The organism is Corynebacterium comes, assembly GCF_009734405.1.
Lineage (GTDB): Bacteria > Actinomycetota > Actinomycetes > Mycobacteriales > Mycobacteriaceae > Corynebacterium > Corynebacterium comes.
The window spans coordinates 152,765-168,853 of the sequence record NZ_CP046453.1; the positions used below are offsets into that span (position 1 = coordinate 152,765).

A 16,089-nucleotide genomic window follows, 5' to 3' on the forward strand; every position below is an offset into this window, starting at 1 on the left:
GGGATGAAGATTCCCGAGAAACTCCTGGACTCCCTCAACAGGCAGGTCACCGCCGAGCATCATGCAGCGTTGATCTACACCCAACTCTCCTACGACCTCCACCACCTGAGCTTCGGCGGAATGAGCACGTGGATGGCCGCCCAGGCCGACGAGGAACGAGTACACGCCGGCAAGATCTCCGACCACATCCTCGCCCGCGGCGGCCGCGTGCAGCTGGGCACGGTGGAGAGCCCCGGGCTGAGTGTGTCCAGCCCGCTCGACGCGTTCAGCTATGCGCTCGAGCACGAGCGGAAGGTCTCGGAGATGATCCGGGACCTCGCCCGCATCGCCGAGGAGGTGCAGGACTTCGACAGCCGCACCCTGATCAACTGGTTCCTCAACGAGCAGATCGAGGAGGAGGACTCCGTCTCCGGCATCATCGACCAGCTGAAGTTGGTCGGGGAGGACGGCTCGGGCCTGCTGCGTATCGACGCCCGCCTGGGCGCCGAGCGCACACCCGCCACCCCGACCCAGTAGTCACCGCCTATTCGTGGAGGATGTCCACCACCACCCGTTGCGGGTTCTCCAGGATCTGGATGGAGTAGGGCAGCTCCTCGGTCAGACCGATGATGAACTGGCTCTGCTGGTGGAACGACAGGGATTCCACGACCTCGACGACCACGCCGCCGGTGCCCGGTACGGTGCCGATCGGTGGGTAGGCCTCGCCGATCTCGGAGGGGCGGTAGACGCCGGTCAGGTTGACGTCCAGGGCGACGGCTCCCTCATAATCCACGGGTTCGCCGAACTCGGGCGTGATCGGGTCGGTGGTGAAGGACGTGTACCAGCCGACCGTGCCTTCACCGACGGTGTCGAAGACCACCCGGTCGAAGTTCTCGTGTGTGGCGATGCGGACGTCCGTGATCGCGCGGCGCTGCGGCGGTCCGGAATCCCGGGACTTGTCACTGACACTCGGGTTGCCCAGGGGAGTCAGGGTGGTGGCGGCGCCGGGCTTGTGGAGGATGTCCACCACCAGGCGCTTCGGGTTGTCGATCATCTGGATCGAGTAGGGACGCTCCCCGGGCAGGCCGATGACGAACTGGCTCTGGCCCTCGAACCACGAGCCTGCGACGACCTCGGTGACCACGCCGCCGGCACCGGGCACGGTGCCGATGATGCGGTACTGGCCGTCGACCGGCTCCGGCATGGCGAGACCGGTGACCCAGAGATCGATGCTGGTGGCTCCTTCGAACTCCACGGGGAAGCCGGAGCCGTCCTGCCGGGGATCGGCGTTGAAGTCCGCCATCCATCCCGGCATGCCCTCACCCTCGAGGTCGAGGACCACCCGGTCGAAGTCCGCGTGTCGGCCGACCCGCACGTTGGTCACGTTGAGCTGGGCGTTGTTGCCGGCCTCCTGCCGCTTCGCGGCGTTGTTCGGTGAGCCGAGGGGCCTGGTGGCCGGTGGGGTGCTGGTCGGGGAACTGGTGGGGGAGTTCGTCCCGGTGGCGGACGTGGTGGCGGTCGCTGTCGCTGTCGCTGTCGCGGTCCCGGTCGTGGTGGTGGCCGGGGATGTCGCCGTGGCCGTGGTGGTGGTCTGGGGTGGGGGATCGGCGCCGTTGTCGTAACCGTCGGTACAGGCGGACAGGGCAAGGCTACCGGCGAAGAGCAGGGCGGCGGCGGTGCGGACGTTGCGGAATGGCGTGTGCTGTCTCATGGATCCACGCTAGGCCTGAGCCTCGACATTGTACATGGTTCCGGGGAAGTTGGTACGAAATCGTTGTTCGGGCAGGTGGGGGCATGTATCGTGGTGCCGCTGGCCGCCGTGCTGAGGAGGCCGGCGATGGGCGCCCCACCTTGCCCGAGGCCGGCTCACCTGACCTCCACCGTGCCCATCATGCCCAGGTCCTCATGGTCGAGGATGTGGCAGTGGTAGACGCTGCGGCCGCTGACATCCTCGAAGGGGATGCGCACGGTGACCCGGCCGAAAGCGGGGACGTTGACCACGTCGAGCCACAGGGGATCAGCAGCGTCAGCGCCGTCGGCGCCCGCCACCACCTGCATGGGCCACACGTGCAGATGTACCGGGTGGTCCATCGGGCTGGAGTTGCGCAACGTCCACTCCTCGATGGCGCCGGCCACGACAGGGGAGTCCGTACGATCGGCGTCGAACTCCCGTCCGTCGATGGTGAATGCCATCATCCCGCCGGGCATCCCACCCATTCCTCCGGCGCCGCCCATGCCGCCCATGCCGAAATCCAGGGTGCGTCGGTTCGAGACCGTTTCATCCCGCAGATCCCGGCGCGCCGGCCCGGCAGGAACGGTCGGCAGCGGCGACGCCTGCTCTCCGGTGACCTCCAGGCGGAGCAGGTCCACGGGGGCCGTGCTCCCGGAACGCCGTCCCATCATGCCCGGCATGCTGCCCCGGTCGACGGGGACGGTGACCAGGGTGGCGGTTCCCCCCACGGTCTCCACCAGCAGCTCCACCCGGTTGCCGGGGGCCAGGTCGACGTCACGGACCTCCGACGGCTCAGTCAACCGGCCCTGGTCCCGGGCCAGCAGCCTCCACGGCTGCCCTTCCAGGCTCAGCTTCAGGTACCGGGAGGGGCAGGCGTTGATGATCCGCCACCTCTCCCGCTGCCCGGGGGCGGACGTGAGTGTGGGGAAAGGTTGGCCGTTGACCAGCACCATCTCCCCCTCGCGCCCCATCATCTGCTCCATGGGGCTGACTCCGGCCACGTTGCCCCGGGCGTCCAGGGAGAGATCCGAGATCACCAGGATGCGTTCACGGGCGACCGGCAGCTCCTCCGGATCCTCGACGATGATCGCCCCGTAGAGGCCCGCGGCGAGCTGGTCGGCCACGTGACCGTGGTGGTGCGGGTGGTACCAGTAGGTCCCCGGCGGGTGGTCCGGCGGAATACGGAACTCGTAGTCGAAACCATCGCCCGGGGTGATGGTGACAAAGGGGTTGTCCCCGTTGCCCGCCGGGGACACGTGCAGTCCGTGGACGTGCAGGTTCGTGGGTTCATCCAACCCGTTGACCATGTGGACCCGCAGGGTGTCGCCCGGTTTCACGCTCAGGGTGGGTCCGGGCAGGGAGCCGTTGTAGGCCCACACCGTGGCCCGGCGGTCGCCGATCCGGAGGGAGGCCGGGGCGGACGCCAGTTCCACCTCGAGCAGACCCCGCGCGCTGGAGAGCACCTCCGGTGACGTCACGGAGCCTGTCCCCGCGCCGGGCCGGAAAGTTCCCCGGACGGTCCCCGTCCTTTCCGACCACAGGCCTGCCGCCCCGGCGGCGGCCAGACCCGCCCCGGCCACCGTCCACCACAGCAGCTGTCTGCGGGTGATCGGGTGGGAGGGGGAGTGCTGGTCCGGGGGAGGATTCTTCCCCCGGAGCAGGGTGAGAAGCAGCCCGGCCAGCAGGATAATGCCGCCGATGACCAGCAGGAGCCACCACAGTCCGGCCCATCCCATGGCCCACTGGGGGTCGTGTCCCTGCCTCATGGTGGCCTCCTTGCGCGGGATGGTGTCGGGCACAGCCTTGCCCTGCAGCCTAGACCTGCCGGGTCCTTGGCGGCAGCCGATTTTCTCCCGGCAGGCACCGTTCCCGGGCACGCCCGCGCGGGGGACACTAATCTGGGCCGAAGGAGGACGCCCACTGTGATTGACACCGATCTCACCCAGGTTTTCGACGTCGACGAGGCCGTCGACGGCCTCGTCGAGTTGTATGACCACGCCACCGCCCTCGCCCGGACGATCCTGGACGAGGGCACATACGACGAGTACCGCGACGTCGTCTACCCGAGGCTCGTCGTGGATGTGAAGGAGTGGCGGCCCATCGACCGTTCCGAACCCTTCGGTTACGTCGAAGAAGCCGGCCGCTATTCCGCGACGCTGTCCAAGCCGCACCTCATCCGGGACTACCTGCGGGACCAGCTCACCCGGTTGGCGGGAAACTATCCCTGCGACATCTTCATCGGCCCCTCCGCGGAGCGGATCCCGCCCGAGTACATCCGCGGCATCGAGGGCATCACGGAGGCCCGCCGCGCCGGGGACAGCGCGGCGGAGGTCCCGCGTCCCACACTCGACAACGTGCACGACGCGATCGTGGACGGGGAGTGGGAGGCCTTCCACGGTCCCGAGAAACCGCTCTTCCACTTCGGGCCGCAGCGTTTCGACATCGCCTGCGCCCGCATCGAGCACTACACCGGCATCGAGGTCGACAGCGTCCAACGCTTCATCCTGTTCACCAACTACGACATGCACACCGCGGAGTTCGTGAAGTTCGGGCTGGGTGAGCTCGCCACCGAGGGTTCGCGCTACACCGACGTGGTCCTGCCCAACGGGCTGCAGATCAGCCGCGACCGTGCCTCGTTGATCACGGTGGGGGACCTTGACCTGGGGTCCCGGTACCAGATGCCGCGCTATGACCTGTGCACGCGGGACGGCGACGGCATCACCATGATCAACATCGGCGTCGGCCCCTCCAACGCCAAGACGATCACCGACTGCCTCGCCGTGCTGCGCCCCGAGGCGTGGATCATGATCGGCCACTGCGCCGGCATGGACGGCCGCATGCGCATCGGCGACCTCATCCTGGGCAACGCGTACCAGCGCCAGGACAACATCCTCGACCGGCATATCAGCCGGGACATCCCCATCCCGGCCGTGCCCGAGGTGCAGATCGCACTGGAGGCCGCCGTGGAGGAGATCTACGGCGACGACAACTCCCTCATGCGCACCGGTACCGTCCTGTCCACCGCAGACCGAAACTGGGAGTGGCACACCCCGCGTGACCTGTGGGACTGGATGCGGGGTTCGACGGCAGCGGCCGTGGACATGGAATCCTCGGCGCTGGCCGCAAACGGTTACCGTTACCGCATCCCCTACGGTGCCCTGCTCTCCGTCTCTGACCTGCCGCTTCACGCGGTGCCCAAGCTCCCGGCGCAGGCGCAGGCCTTCTACTCCAACTCCAAGCAGGCCCACGTCATGTGCGCGGTCCGCGCCGTCGAATCCCTCGCCGAGGACCCCGAGCGGCTGCGCACCAGGAAGCTGCGCCGCACGATGGGTGAGGTGCCCTTCCGTTAGGAGTCCCCATGAACCTGCGTACCGACATGATGACCCGCGTCGCGTATTCCTCGGATGCGTCGGTGTTCCGGCGGGTGCCCGCGGCCGTGGCGGAGCCGCGCACGGTGGCGGACATCCGCGCGGTACTCGCGCTCGCCCGGGAGCGCGGCTGGTCGGTCGTCGCCCGTGGTGGTGGCACCTCCGTTGCGGGCAATGCGATCGGTGAGGGCCTGGTCATCGACACCTCCCGCCACTTCAACCGCATCCTCCAGATCGACCCGCAGGCTCGTACCGCCACCGTGGAACCCGGCGTGATCTGCGACGATCTCCGCGCTGCCGCCCTGCCGTACGGCCTCACCTTCGGTCCGGACCCGTCCACGCATTCGCGTGCCACGATCGGCGGCATGGTGGCCAACAACGCCTGCGGTTCACATTCCGTCGCCTACGGCACCACCGCCGACAACCTCGTCGCGGTCACCCTCCTACTTGCCGACGGCCGCGAGATCACCCTCGACGACAACGGCTGCGACGACGCGGAGATCGATGCGCAGCTGCGCGCTCTGGCGGAGGAGAACCGTGGCCTCATCGAAGACGAGCTCGGGCACTTCAGCCGACAGTCCTCCGGTTACGGCCTGCACCATCTGCTCGGTGAGCCGGTGAAGGCGGTCGCAGGTTCGGAGGGGACGCTCGGCGTCATCACGCAGGTCACGGTCCGGCTCGTCGAGCTGCCACCCGTGACCGCGCTGGTGGTGCTGGCCTTCGAGACCGTCTTCGACGCGGCGCGCGCGGGCGCGCGGCTGAGCAACCTTCCGGGCATCACCACGGCGGAGGGGATGGGCGGTGACTTGGTCGAGGCGCTCGGCACCGATCCTGATCTACCCGGTGACAACGCCGGCGGCTGGCTCTTCTGCGAGGTCACGGGCGCCACGCCGGAGGAGGTGGCGGAGCGGGCGGCGGCGGTTGAGGGGGGTGTCGATAAGCGGGTGGTCGTGGACCCGGCCGAGATGCGTGTGCTGTGGCGGATCCGGGAGGCGGCGGCCGGTATCGTGACGCGGTTGCCCGACGGCGGGGAGGCCTGGCCCAGCTGGGAGGATTCCGCCGTTCCGCCGGAGAAACTGGGTGATTACCTGCAGGATCTCTACGCCCTGATGGACACCCACGGGTTGCGCGGCATCCCGTTCGGACACTTCGGCGAGGGTTGCGTGCACGTGCGCATCAGCTTCGACTTCTTCAGCGGTGAGGGGCTGCGGACCTTCCGTCGATTCATGCTCGACGCCGCCCGGTTGGTCACCGGCTACGGGGGCAGTCTCTCCGGCGAGCACGGCGACGGGCGCGCACGCTCCGGCCTGCTGCGTGAGATGTACTCGCCGACGATGCGCGACGCCTTCGAGGAGTTCAAGCTCATCTTCGATCCCGACCGCATCTTCAACCCGGGCGTGCTGGTCTGGGCAGAGGACATCGCGGAGGGCCTGCGGCCCGGGGCTCCGCAACGCAGACTGGAGGTGACGCCGGTGCACGCCTTCAGCGGGGACCGCGGTTCGCTGCTGGGCGCCGTCAACCGCTGTGTCGGCGTCGGATCGTGCCGGTCCATGAGCGGAGCGATGTGCCCGTCCTTCCAGATCACCCACGATGAGGTCCACTCCACCCGCGGCCGCGCCCGACTGCTCGCCGAGGCCCACCGGGGCGAGCACCTCGACGGTTTCACCTCCCCGGAGGTCAACGAGGCGCTGGATCTGTGTCTGTCCTGTAAGGCATGCGCCTCCGAATGCCCCGTCACCGTGGACATGTCCACCTACAAATCGGAGTTCCTCCACCACCACTACCGCGGCCGCCTGCGCCCCCGCGCCCACTACGTGATGGGCTGGTTGCCGCTGCTCACCAGGGCGATACGCCGGGTGCCCGGCGCGACGCTCCTGGCCTCGCTCGCACTGCGGACACCCGGCGCCGCGCGTCTGGCGGGGCTTGATCCCGGTCGGCCGTTGATCCGCCTGGTGCGCGGTCGGCTCCGATCCGGCGCGGGGGAGGGCGGGACGGTGGTCCTGTGGCCGGACTCCTTCAGCACGGGCCTGGATCCTCGTGCGGCACAGGCGGCCGTCGAGGTGCTGGAGATGCTCGGCTACCGCGTGGAGATCCCCCGGGAATTCGTCTGCTGCGGCCTGACCTGGCACTCCACCGGGCAGCTCGGCATGGTGCAACGCGTCCTGCGCCGCACCGCGAAAGTCATGGGCCCCTATCTCGACCGCGGCCTGCCCGTTATCGCCGTGGAACCCTCCTGCACCGTCATGCTGCAGAACGAGGTCACCGAGCTTTCCGACGCCCCCGACATCGCCCGCCTCGCCGCCGCCACCGTCTCCTGGGCGGAGTTCATGGCGCCGCGCCTGGCTGAGTTGGACGTCCCGGCCTCCGAGTTGTCGGCGTTGACGCAGGTCCACTGCCACGAACGTTCCCTCGGCCGGCCCGAACACTCGGCCGCGATCCTGCGCGCCCTGGGCGTACGTGAGGAACAGATCGCCACCGGCTGCTGCGGCCTGGCCGGCAACTGGGGTTTCGAACCCGGCCACGCCGAGATGTCCCTGGACCTGGGCGAACGTGAGCTCTTCCCCCGTGTCCGCGCAGCGGAAGGAGAGGTCATCGCCGACGGTTTCTCCTGCCGCACCCAGATCGAACAGGGCACCGGGCACCGGGCGAAGCACCTGGCGGAGGTGGTGCGGGAGGTGCTGCTCGGGGCGGGAGTGAATCTGCGGAGAAGCAGACACATCACCTGAGCCGTCACTCCGCGGGCCAGTGAGGTGGCTTCTTTCCGCGTGGTGTGGCGCGACCGTCCGGTAGGCACTGTGGCGATCAGAATGGTCATATGTCGATTTTGGGCGAGAAAATCGACATATCTGGAGGGTATGTTTATTCTTTGGGCATGAGCGCATCGCGGCCTGTTTTTGATCCCGATCTTCCCTTCAATGATCTCCCTCCGTTGCCTCCGCCGACCGATGTGGAAACCACTGCGGTGCTCAAGGCGGTGATCAAGGCAAGAGAGCAGCTGGCGGCTCTGGACACTGCCTGTCGTTTGATCCCGAACCCGCACATCATCACCTCCACCATTCCCCTCAGGGAGGCCCAGGCGTCGACGGAAATTGAGAATATCGTCACCACCAATGATGAGCTTTTCCGGGCAGCGTGGTCGGTGGACACGGATCCTTCGCCAGCGACCAAGGAAGCTCTGCGCTACAGGGAGGCGCTACGTAATGGGGTGACGCACCTGGACGATCGGCCAGTATCAGTCAAGACGGCCGAGGAGATCGGTGCGATCCTGCAGGGGCGTACGGCGCTGATCAGGGCCACTCCGGGGACATTCATCGGGGATCCGACCAGGCGAACTAAGGTTTACACGCCGCCGGAAGGCAAGGAAGTAATTGAAAGACATCTCTCGTCATGGGAGAGGTTCATCTATCTGGATCATGGCCTGGATCCACTCGTGCTTATGGCGGTGACCCACTACCAGTTCGAGGCGATCCACCCGTTCTATGACGGTAACGGTAGAACCGGAAGGATCCTGAATGTGCTGCTTCTCATTCAAGAGGGACTCCTTAAGTTGCCAGTTCTCTACCTGTCAGGCTTTATCGTGTCCAACAAGTCAGAATACTACCGTCTCCTGCGTGCTGTAACCGAGCAATCGCAGTGGGAAGAGTGGGTCTTGTTCATGGTGCGGGGTGTCGAATACGCAGCACGGGAGGCTTATCAACTGATTGATCGACTCCGGCAGCTGCAGGAACAGATTGTCGCCGAAATTCGTGAGCTCGGAGGAATTCAGCCTGCGGCTGAACTGGCGGAGCTGTTGATGGTCAACCCGTATGTCCGTATCCAGGATGTTATTGATGCGGGTTTGGCGCGCCGGCAAACTGCATCGGGGTGGCTGGCGGTATTAGTGGAAGAGAAAATGCTCGTCGAGTTGAAGATGGGACGGCAGAAGATCTTCATCAATACCCGTTCTCTGGACATTCTGACCAGCAACTAAATGGTCATATGTCGATTTTGGGCGAGAAAATCGACATATTTTGAGCATATGTTTATTGCATCGACATATGGGCACCGGAGCGGTTTCCCGTGAAAGGGCCGTACGGCGGACCTGAACGGGCGCACGATGGGGGCGGCGATGCGGCGTCGATAAGCAGTTGAGCCGCGAGCGCCCTGCCTCTTTCTGGAATAGTCGGGGACATGAGTCTGGTCTCCCATGCGCTCGGCTTCGCCCGGTTCCGGCGGGAATCGCCGATGATGGCGCTGTTGCGCAGTGACCATCTGCCGGTGGTGCTCGCGGTGGTTGCCAGTTACTTCCCCCAGGGGGCCCTGGCGCGTCCAGCCCACGAGATCTACGCGTTGCTGGATGAGGGGCTGCGCCAGCTGCGGGGCGAGGGTTTCAGCCTGCCCCGGGGACCGCAGGACTATGTGGGGGACTGGGTGCGCAGCGGTTGGCTGGTGCGCCGCCCGGGTACGGTCCGCACGGGTGAGACCCTGGAGCCCAGCGAGGACGTGCTGGCCGTGCTCGATGCGCTGCAACGCTGGGACAGCCCGCACCGTTCGGTCTCGGCCTCCAGAATCGAGTCACTGTCCCTGGCGCTGCAGACCCTGGCGCAGGAATCCGACCCGGACGCGGGCAGACGGCTCGGCGAACTGGAGCGTCAGCGTGAGGAGATTGAAAGGCGCATCGAGGCCACGCACCGCGGGGAGTTCGAGGTGCTCACCCCGGTGCAGGTCACGGAGCGGGTGGCGGACATCCTGGATCTGGCGGCGTCGATACCCGCGGATTTCGCCCGGGTGCGTCATGAACTCGGCGACCTCAACCGGCAGCTGCGCAGGCAACTGCTCGATCCGGAGGATTCGCGCGGGGATGTACTGGAGGAGATCTTCCGCGGGGTGGACCTGATCGGGGATTCGGACGCGGGGCGCAGCTTCAACAGTTTCTTCGAGGTGCTGTTGGACCGGGAGCGCACCGCGCTCATCGACCGGTGGATCGCCGAGGTACTGGGCAGGGAGGAAACACAGGATGTGCCGGAGCATCTGCGGGTCGGCCTGTACCGGTTGTTCCGGGACATGGAGGAGGCCGCCTACGAGGTGAGCCAGGAGATGACAGGCTTGGCGCGCAGCCTGCGCCATTACGTGACCACCGAGGAATTCGCGGAGAACCGACGCATGATTCAGCTGTTGCGGGCCACCCGGCACTCCGCCGCCGAGGCGGCCCAGGAGGGTTCGGTGTCGGCCCTCAACCAGATGGAGACGCCCCTGGTACGCATCGGCATGCAGCTGCGTTCGGTTGCGGCGATGCGCCTGCGCAACCCCGGTGAGGAACGCGTTGACGAGGTCCCTCAGCAGGTCGAGGAAGTGGAACTTGACGCCGAGGTGCTCATGGAGCAGATCCGCGCCAGCGAGATCGACTTCGAGGAACTCGAGGAGGCCGTCGAGGCTGCTCTGGCGAAACAGCCCGTGGCCACCATCGCGCAGGTTCTGGAGCTCACCCCGGCCACCCAGGGCCTGGCCAGCGTGGTGGGTCTCCTGTATCTGGCGATGAGTCGGGGTGTGCCTACCGGGCGCGCGCAGACCGTGCAGTGGGAGGATGCGGGGGAGGAACCGCCGGTGAAGGTCCGACGCGCGCGGATCAGCGGTTGGCAGTTCACCCGTGACACGGACCAAGAGGAGATGTGAGGAATGAGTACCCTGATGTGGCCGGAGGACACCGGCACACTGTCCTATCACTCACGCCGCGCCCTGGTGCAGCTGCTCAAGGGGCCGATGGTCACGGCGCAGGATCATCCGCAGGTGTGGCAGGCGATCACCACCGATGAAAACGCCCTGCGCTCTGCCCTGCACAATGTTTTCCTGGATCTGGTGCTCGATGAGGATTCCGGCATCGCCTTCACCCGGGCGGCGGCCGGTGGGCAGGATGTGGACGCCGGCGACGGCAGACGCGAACCGGTCCCGAAGGTGCTGCGCACGGAATCGCTCAGCCATGTGGACACATTGATCATCCTGCACCTGCGTCAGGAGCTGGCTCTGGCGGCACCAGGGGAGCGCGTGATCGTGGACCGTGGTGAACTGCGGGAGCAGGTGCTGCTCTACCGGGTGGATGCGGAACGCGACGAGACGAAGCTGGCGAAGCGTTTCGACGCCTCCTTCCGCCGGATGGTCGACTACTCCCTGGTCCACGCCACCGAAACCGAGGGGCGCTTTGAGGTGTCGCCCGCCCTGCGGCAGATCTTCGACGCCGCCACGGTGGAAGGCGTGCGCGCCGAGTACGAGAGATTCCGGTCCGCCGGAGACAGCGAGGAGAACCAGTGAGTATCCATCCGGGCCAGTACCGGCTCTCCCGTATCCAGCTGATCAACTGGGGCACCTTCGAGGGCAGCGTGGACATTCCCGTGGCCCGGGAGGGTTTCCTGGTCACCGGTGGTTCCGGGTCAGGTAAATCCACTCTCATCGACGCCGTGACCGCCGTCCTCCTGCCCGGTGATCGAGTGCGTTTCAACGCCGCCGCCCAGGCGAACACCCCGCGGGGCAAGGGACGCAACCTCGTCTCCTACATCCGTGGCGCGTGGCGCTCGCGCGAGGACCATGCGTCCGGCACCGTGGTGGCCACCTACCTGCGTCCGAAAGCCACCTACTCGGTGGTGGGACTCACCTATGACGATGGGGACGGTGGCGCCCACACCCTGGTGGCCATGTTCTATCTGAAATCGGGGCACAACTCACCGGCCGAGGTCTCGCGTTTCTACGGGCTCTTCCCCGGGGATCAGACGGCCTATGACCTTGTGGAGTACCTGGGCAGCGGCATCGACAAACGGCGGATCAAAGCAACACACAAGAAGGCCACCTTCTCGGAGAACCACTCGGTGTTCGCGGGCAAGTTCCGGCAGCGCCTGGGTATCGCCAGTGAAGAGACCCAGTACCTGCTCCACCGGGCGCAGTCCGCGAAGGATCTGCAGAGCCTGGACGATCTCTTCCGGGACTACATGCTGGAGGAACCCGGCACCTTCGGATTCGCGGACACCGCCGTCGAACAGTTCCGGGATCTGGAGGGCGCCTACGAGAAAGTTGAGGACATCAAATCCCAGGTTGCGGCGCTGGAGCCGCTGGTGGGGCTGCAGCATAAGAAAGGGGAGGCACAGAAGGCCAGGGAACACACGACGGCGCTCAAACGTGCCCTGCGGACGGTGGGCAACCGCATCAAACGCGATGAACAGGAGGTGCTGGTCCGCCGGTTCACGGTCGAACACGATGAAGCCTCCTCCAGGTTGGAGTCCGCGGCTAAACGTCTCACCCATGTGCGGGAGATGGAGCGCTTCGCCCGCGATGCGGTGGAGGACACCCTCGGCGCGAAACACGGCGAGTTGAGCGCGCGCCGGGAAGCGGCGGCGGACAATGCCGAACGCACCGAGGCTCACCGGGCGCGGTTGGTGGACGCCGTGGAGGGGATCGGGGGACAGGCGCCCGAGTCGGCGGAGGATTTTCTGGTGCTCAGCAATGCTGCCCGGGTGATCACCGATGAGTACCCCGCTGCCCGGGCTGAACTCGAGGCCGCCAGCCAGGAGGCCGTCGCCGCCCGCACACGGGCGGCGGATGAGCACGAGGCTGCGGACCGCGAGTTGAGGGCACTGAGCCGGGGTACCAGCAACATCGACTCCCGCCTGCTGGAGGTCCGCGAACGGATGTGCCAGGACCTGGGCCTCAACCTCCGGGACGTCCCTTTCGCCGGTGAACTCATCGATCCGGTGGATCCGGAGTGGGAGCCGGTGGTTCAGCGGCTGCTGGGTGGCCTGGCCGCCACCCTGCTCGTCGAGAGCGGTATCCTCCCCCGCATCCGGGAGTGGATCCATGCCGAACATCTGGGCACGAGGCTGGTGGTCAGTGGTGTGCGCACGGGGGACGACCATTCCTCCCCGCGTCTGGCGCATAACGCCCTGCCGCGGAAGGTGAATGTCATCGCCTCTCCTTTCCAGGGCTGGCTCCAGGTGGAACTGGGCCGTAACCACAACATTCTGTGCGTGAACGGTCCGGCGGAACTGGCGGAACTCGGCCCCCGTGATGCCGGGGTGACCATCCGGGGGCTTCGCAGGTTCGCCCAGCGCACCGGAGATTCGACGGAGCGGCTGGAGAAGGACGACCGCCGACGGCTGGGGGACCGCTCCTCCTACCGCCTCGGATCCACCAACCACGACAAGATCGAGCTGCTGCGCCAACAGGTCAAGCAGACGGACGGGAAGATGCAGGCCGCGATCCACCGGCAGCAGGAGGCCAAGACACGGATCGATGCACTGGACAGAGAACTCCGGGCCGCCGAGCTGATCCTGTCCACCTCCTGGGCCCAGGTGAACACGGCGGTAGCCAGGCAGGCGGTGGCTGACCTCGACCGGTCCCTGCAGGAGCTGCAGACCACCCCGGAGGCGGCGGAACTCTCGGCCCGTCTGCAGACGGCAGCGGCGGAGCTGGCTGAGGCGGAGGCTCAGTGGACGCAGGCACACCGTGACGAATCGGTCACCGCCAACCAGCAGGACAGCGCCCGAAAAGAACTGGAAAGCCTGCGGCAGATCCCGGAAGCAGAGGTCGAGGATGCCGTCGCCCGGGAGCTGGAGACCCGCCTCACCGATGCCACCCGGCGGATCCACGCCGGAAACGTCGACGAGCGGAGCAACATGCTCCGGGAGGAGCTGGATTCCGAGATCGCCGGTTTTGATTCGACCCTGAGCCGGGCGAACACCCAGATCACTTCGACCTTGAGCAGCTACCTGCAGAAATGGCCGGCTGAACAGGCCGATCTACTACCTCAGCCCGAGTATCTCGGGGAGGCGCTCAACCGCCTGGGTGCGCTGCGGGGCGATCGGCTGGCGGAGTTCACCTCGAAGTTCCTCGGTCTGATGAACGACATGTCCACCCGCAACCTGGGTCAGATCGCGCGCGCACTGCGCAATGCCCGACGGGAGATCGAGGAACGGATCGACCCGATCAACCGTTCCCTTGAGCGCTCCGAGTTCAACACCGACCGTTTCCTGCACATCCAGGTCCGCGACCGGCGCGGGGAGGTGGTCCAGGAATTCCAGCGTGACCTCGACGACGCCATCAGCGGCGGACTGAGCACCAACGACGAGAAGCAGGCTTTCGCCCGCTACCAGGTCATCGCCCGGATCATCCGTCGCGTGGGTTCGAAGGATTCCGCGGACATCCGCTGGCGGAACCTGGTCCTGGACACCCGCCGGCACGTCAGCTTCATCGGTCTGGAACGTGACAAGGAGGGCAGGACCATCAACACCTACGTCGATTCCACCTCCCTGTCCGGCGGTCAGGCCCAGAAACTGGTGTTCTTCTGCCTGGCTGCCGCCCTGCGTTATCAGCTGGCGGAACCCGGTGCGCAGTACCCGACCTTTGCCACCGTCATCCTGGACGAGGCCTTCGACCGTGCTGATCCGGCCTTCACCCGCCAGACCATGGACGTGTTCGCCAGCTTCGGTTTCCACATGGTGCTGGCCACCCCGCTGAAGCTGATCCAGACCCTGGGCAGCTATGTCGGAGCGACCATCGTGGTCAGCTACCGGGAGGCGCCAGATGAACAGGGTGAGATCCGCGGTACCTCGCGACTGTCCCGGATTGAAGCGGTCTGACGTGCTCTCGCTTATCGAAGCCCGCGCCCGCGCCCTCCGTTTCCTACGCTCCCGTGAGCGTGAGCTGCTGGCCGGGGATTTTGAGGGTTACGGCTTTCCCCTGCGGCCACCCACGGCGGCCCAGGCTGCGGCAGATGAGCCTGCCGTCAAGGAGTTCACCCGCCAGTGGCAGGAAGTGGCGGGCGTGGAGGTCGCGGTGCGCAACTGGTCCTCCGTCGGCCTCGGTCGGCAGAATATCCCGGTCCGGCTGCACCTGGACACGGTGGACGCCCTGGTGGACTTCACCGGACACCGGTCGGAATGGGAGGACCTGGTTCAGCGTCGGGATCTGCTTGCCTCGGTAGTGGGCTCCCTCGCCCCGGTGGTTGCCGCGCTACCTCTGTGGAAGGGGGTGCCGGAGATGGATCTTCATCTGGCGGGCGAGGTGGTCGACTGGTTCGAGGCCCATCCGGCATCCGGTGTCCCTCCCCGTGCTGTGGCGGTGGAGGGCGTGCACACCAAATGGCTGGAGCGGCACCGGCCACTGGTGGAGACCCTGCTGGCGGGGCGCCGGGGCGAGATGGGGCGGGCGGAGCTCGGCCTGGCGGCTCCCACTCCCCGGGTCCGTCTGCGGTTCCACCTCTCGGACGCACCTGCCGGGCTGGCGGACGTGGAGATTCCGGTCGTTGATCTTGCTTCGTTGCCTGTACCCCGGGCAGTGGTGATGGTGGAGAACCTCGAGTCATTTCTCGCGCTGCCCACCCGGCCGGGTGTGGTCCTGGCCTGGGGTGGGGGCTACCGGGCTGCTGACATCGTGCGCGCGCCCTACTTCGCCGATAGCCCCCTCATCTACTGGGGTGATCTGGACGCCGACGGTTACGGGATCCTCGACGCTGTCCGGTCCGCGGTGCCTTCCGTCCGCTCGGTGCTCATGGACCGGGACACGGTGACGCGGTGGCAGCGTTTCGGGGTGGCCGACCGGGACTTCCAGGGCCGCCTGTATTTCCACCTGACAGACTCCGAGCTCGCGGGCCTGGACGCGCTGATCGAGGCCGGACACCTGCGTATCGAGCAGGAGCGGATCCGTTTCGATGTCGCGGTGGCGGCGGTGGATGATGCGCTGACCAGGCTTTAAGCGGTTAGATGTCTACACCCTCGGGGACATCAACGACGGCTACCGCCGCCTCAGGGAGGGCTCGGTGTCGCGGTTGGTGGTGGTGAACCCGTGACCGGTGCTTCTCGACGCCCCGATGGTCCCCCCGCCGCGCCTGTGTCGGACACCGGGAGCGGGTCAGCGGCCGACTTCTGACACCCCCGGCACCCCCGGAATTCTCGTTGGGCGACGGCCGCCTCCGTTGATTGTCCGTGGTCCGAGGGTCGTCGGCCAGGGCCGTAGATGTGATACATAACTCTTATAGGGAACGTGGGTTGC

10 protein-coding genes are annotated in these 16,089 nt (G+C 66.7%); 8 read left to right on the plus strand and 2 right to left on the minus strand.

The features are described from left to right. Positions 1–3 precede the first annotated feature (3 nt). Entirely contained in the window at positions 4–516 is a 513-nt protein-coding gene (locus tag CETAM_RS00755; protein WP_156226629.1) for a ferritin, read from the plus strand. A 7-nt stretch (positions 517–523) separates the two neighbouring features. On the opposite strand, the gene CETAM_RS00760 is transcribed toward CETAM_RS00755, so the two are convergent. Both CETAM_RS00760 and CETAM_RS00765 read right to left on the minus strand, forming a co-directional pair. Then, positions 524–1,690: an AMIN-like domain-containing (lipo)protein gene (locus CETAM_RS00760; RefSeq protein ID WP_156226630.1), complete on the minus strand. Its 1,167-nt coding sequence runs from the start codon at positions 1,688–1,690 to the stop codon at positions 524–526. A 155-nt stretch (positions 1,691–1,845) separates the two neighbouring features. Continuing rightward, positions 1,846–3,477 carry a multicopper oxidase family protein gene (locus CETAM_RS00765; protein ID WP_231587533.1) on the minus strand — a complete coding sequence of 544 codons (1,632 nt, stop codon included), beginning with the start codon at positions 3,475–3,477 and terminating at the stop codon, positions 1,846–1,848. Positions 3,478–3,633: 156 nt separating this feature from the next. Between CETAM_RS00765 and amn the strand changes: the two genes are divergently transcribed. The 7 genes from amn (at position 3,634) to CETAM_RS00800 (ending at position 15,792) form a co-directional block, all read left to right on the plus strand. After that, positions 3,634–5,061 (plus strand): AMP nucleosidase, encoded by a 1,428-nt coding sequence (gene amn, locus CETAM_RS00770; RefSeq protein ID WP_231587534.1) that lies wholly within the window; start codon positions 3,634–3,636, stop codon positions 5,059–5,061. 8 nt (positions 5,062–5,069) lie between these two features. After that, positions 5,070–7,805, plus strand: coding sequence for an FAD-binding and (Fe-S)-binding domain-containing protein (locus tag CETAM_RS00775; RefSeq protein WP_231587535.1), 2,736 nt, complete (start codon positions 5,070–5,072; stop codon positions 7,803–7,805). 89 nt (positions 7,806–7,894) lie between these two features. Further along, positions 7,895–9,049, plus strand: a complete 1,155-nt coding sequence (locus tag CETAM_RS00780; RefSeq protein WP_156226631.1) for a Fic family protein — start codon at positions 7,895–7,897, stop codon at positions 9,047–9,049. 200 nt (positions 9,050–9,249) lie between these two features. Continuing rightward, positions 9,250–10,731, plus strand: coding sequence for a DUF3375 domain-containing protein (locus tag CETAM_RS00785; protein WP_156226632.1), 1,482 nt, complete (start codon positions 9,250–9,252; stop codon positions 10,729–10,731). A gap of 3 nt (positions 10,732–10,734) precedes the next feature. Continuing rightward, entirely contained in the window at positions 10,735–11,364 is a 630-nt protein-coding gene (locus CETAM_RS00790) for a DUF4194 domain-containing protein (RefSeq protein WP_156226633.1), read from the plus strand. After that, positions 11,361–14,678, plus strand: a complete 3,318-nt coding sequence (locus CETAM_RS00795) for an ATP-binding protein (protein WP_231587536.1) — start codon at positions 11,361–11,363, stop codon at positions 14,676–14,678. The genes CETAM_RS00790 and CETAM_RS00795 overlap by 4 nt, the downstream gene beginning before the upstream one ends. Further along, complete coding sequence (locus CETAM_RS00800) at positions 14,665–15,792, plus strand: Wadjet anti-phage system protein JetD domain-containing protein (RefSeq protein WP_197085766.1); 1,128 nt, start codon at positions 14,665–14,667, stop codon at positions 15,790–15,792. Before CETAM_RS00795 ends, CETAM_RS00800 begins: the two co-directional genes overlap by 14 nt. The last annotated feature ends 297 nt before the right edge of the window (positions 15,793–16,089 follow it).

Excerpts from the sequence above, each read along its gene's own strand:
- CETAM_RS00755 (WP_156226629.1), top strand. The coding sequence starts at position 4 with ATGAAGATTCCCGAGAAACTCCTGGACTCCCTCAACAGGCAGGTCACC.
- CETAM_RS00760 (WP_156226630.1), bottom strand. The coding sequence starts at position 1,690 with ATGAGACAGCACACGCCATTCCGCAACGTCCGCACCGCCGCCGCCCTG.
- CETAM_RS00765 (WP_231587533.1), bottom strand. The coding sequence starts at position 3,477 with ATGAGGCAGGGACACGACCCCCAGTGGGCCATGGGATGGGCCGGACTG.
- CETAM_RS00775 (WP_231587535.1), top strand. The coding sequence starts at position 5,070 with ATGAACCTGCGTACCGACATGATGACCCGCGTCGCGTATTCCTCGGAT.
- CETAM_RS00780 (WP_156226631.1), top strand. The coding sequence starts at position 7,895 with ATGTCGATTTTGGGCGAGAAAATCGACATATCTGGAGGGTATGTTTAT.
- CETAM_RS00785 (WP_156226632.1), top strand. The coding sequence starts at position 9,250 with ATGAGTCTGGTCTCCCATGCGCTCGGCTTCGCCCGGTTCCGGCGGGAA.
- CETAM_RS00790 (WP_156226633.1), top strand. The coding sequence starts at position 10,735 with ATGAGTACCCTGATGTGGCCGGAGGACACCGGCACACTGTCCTATCAC.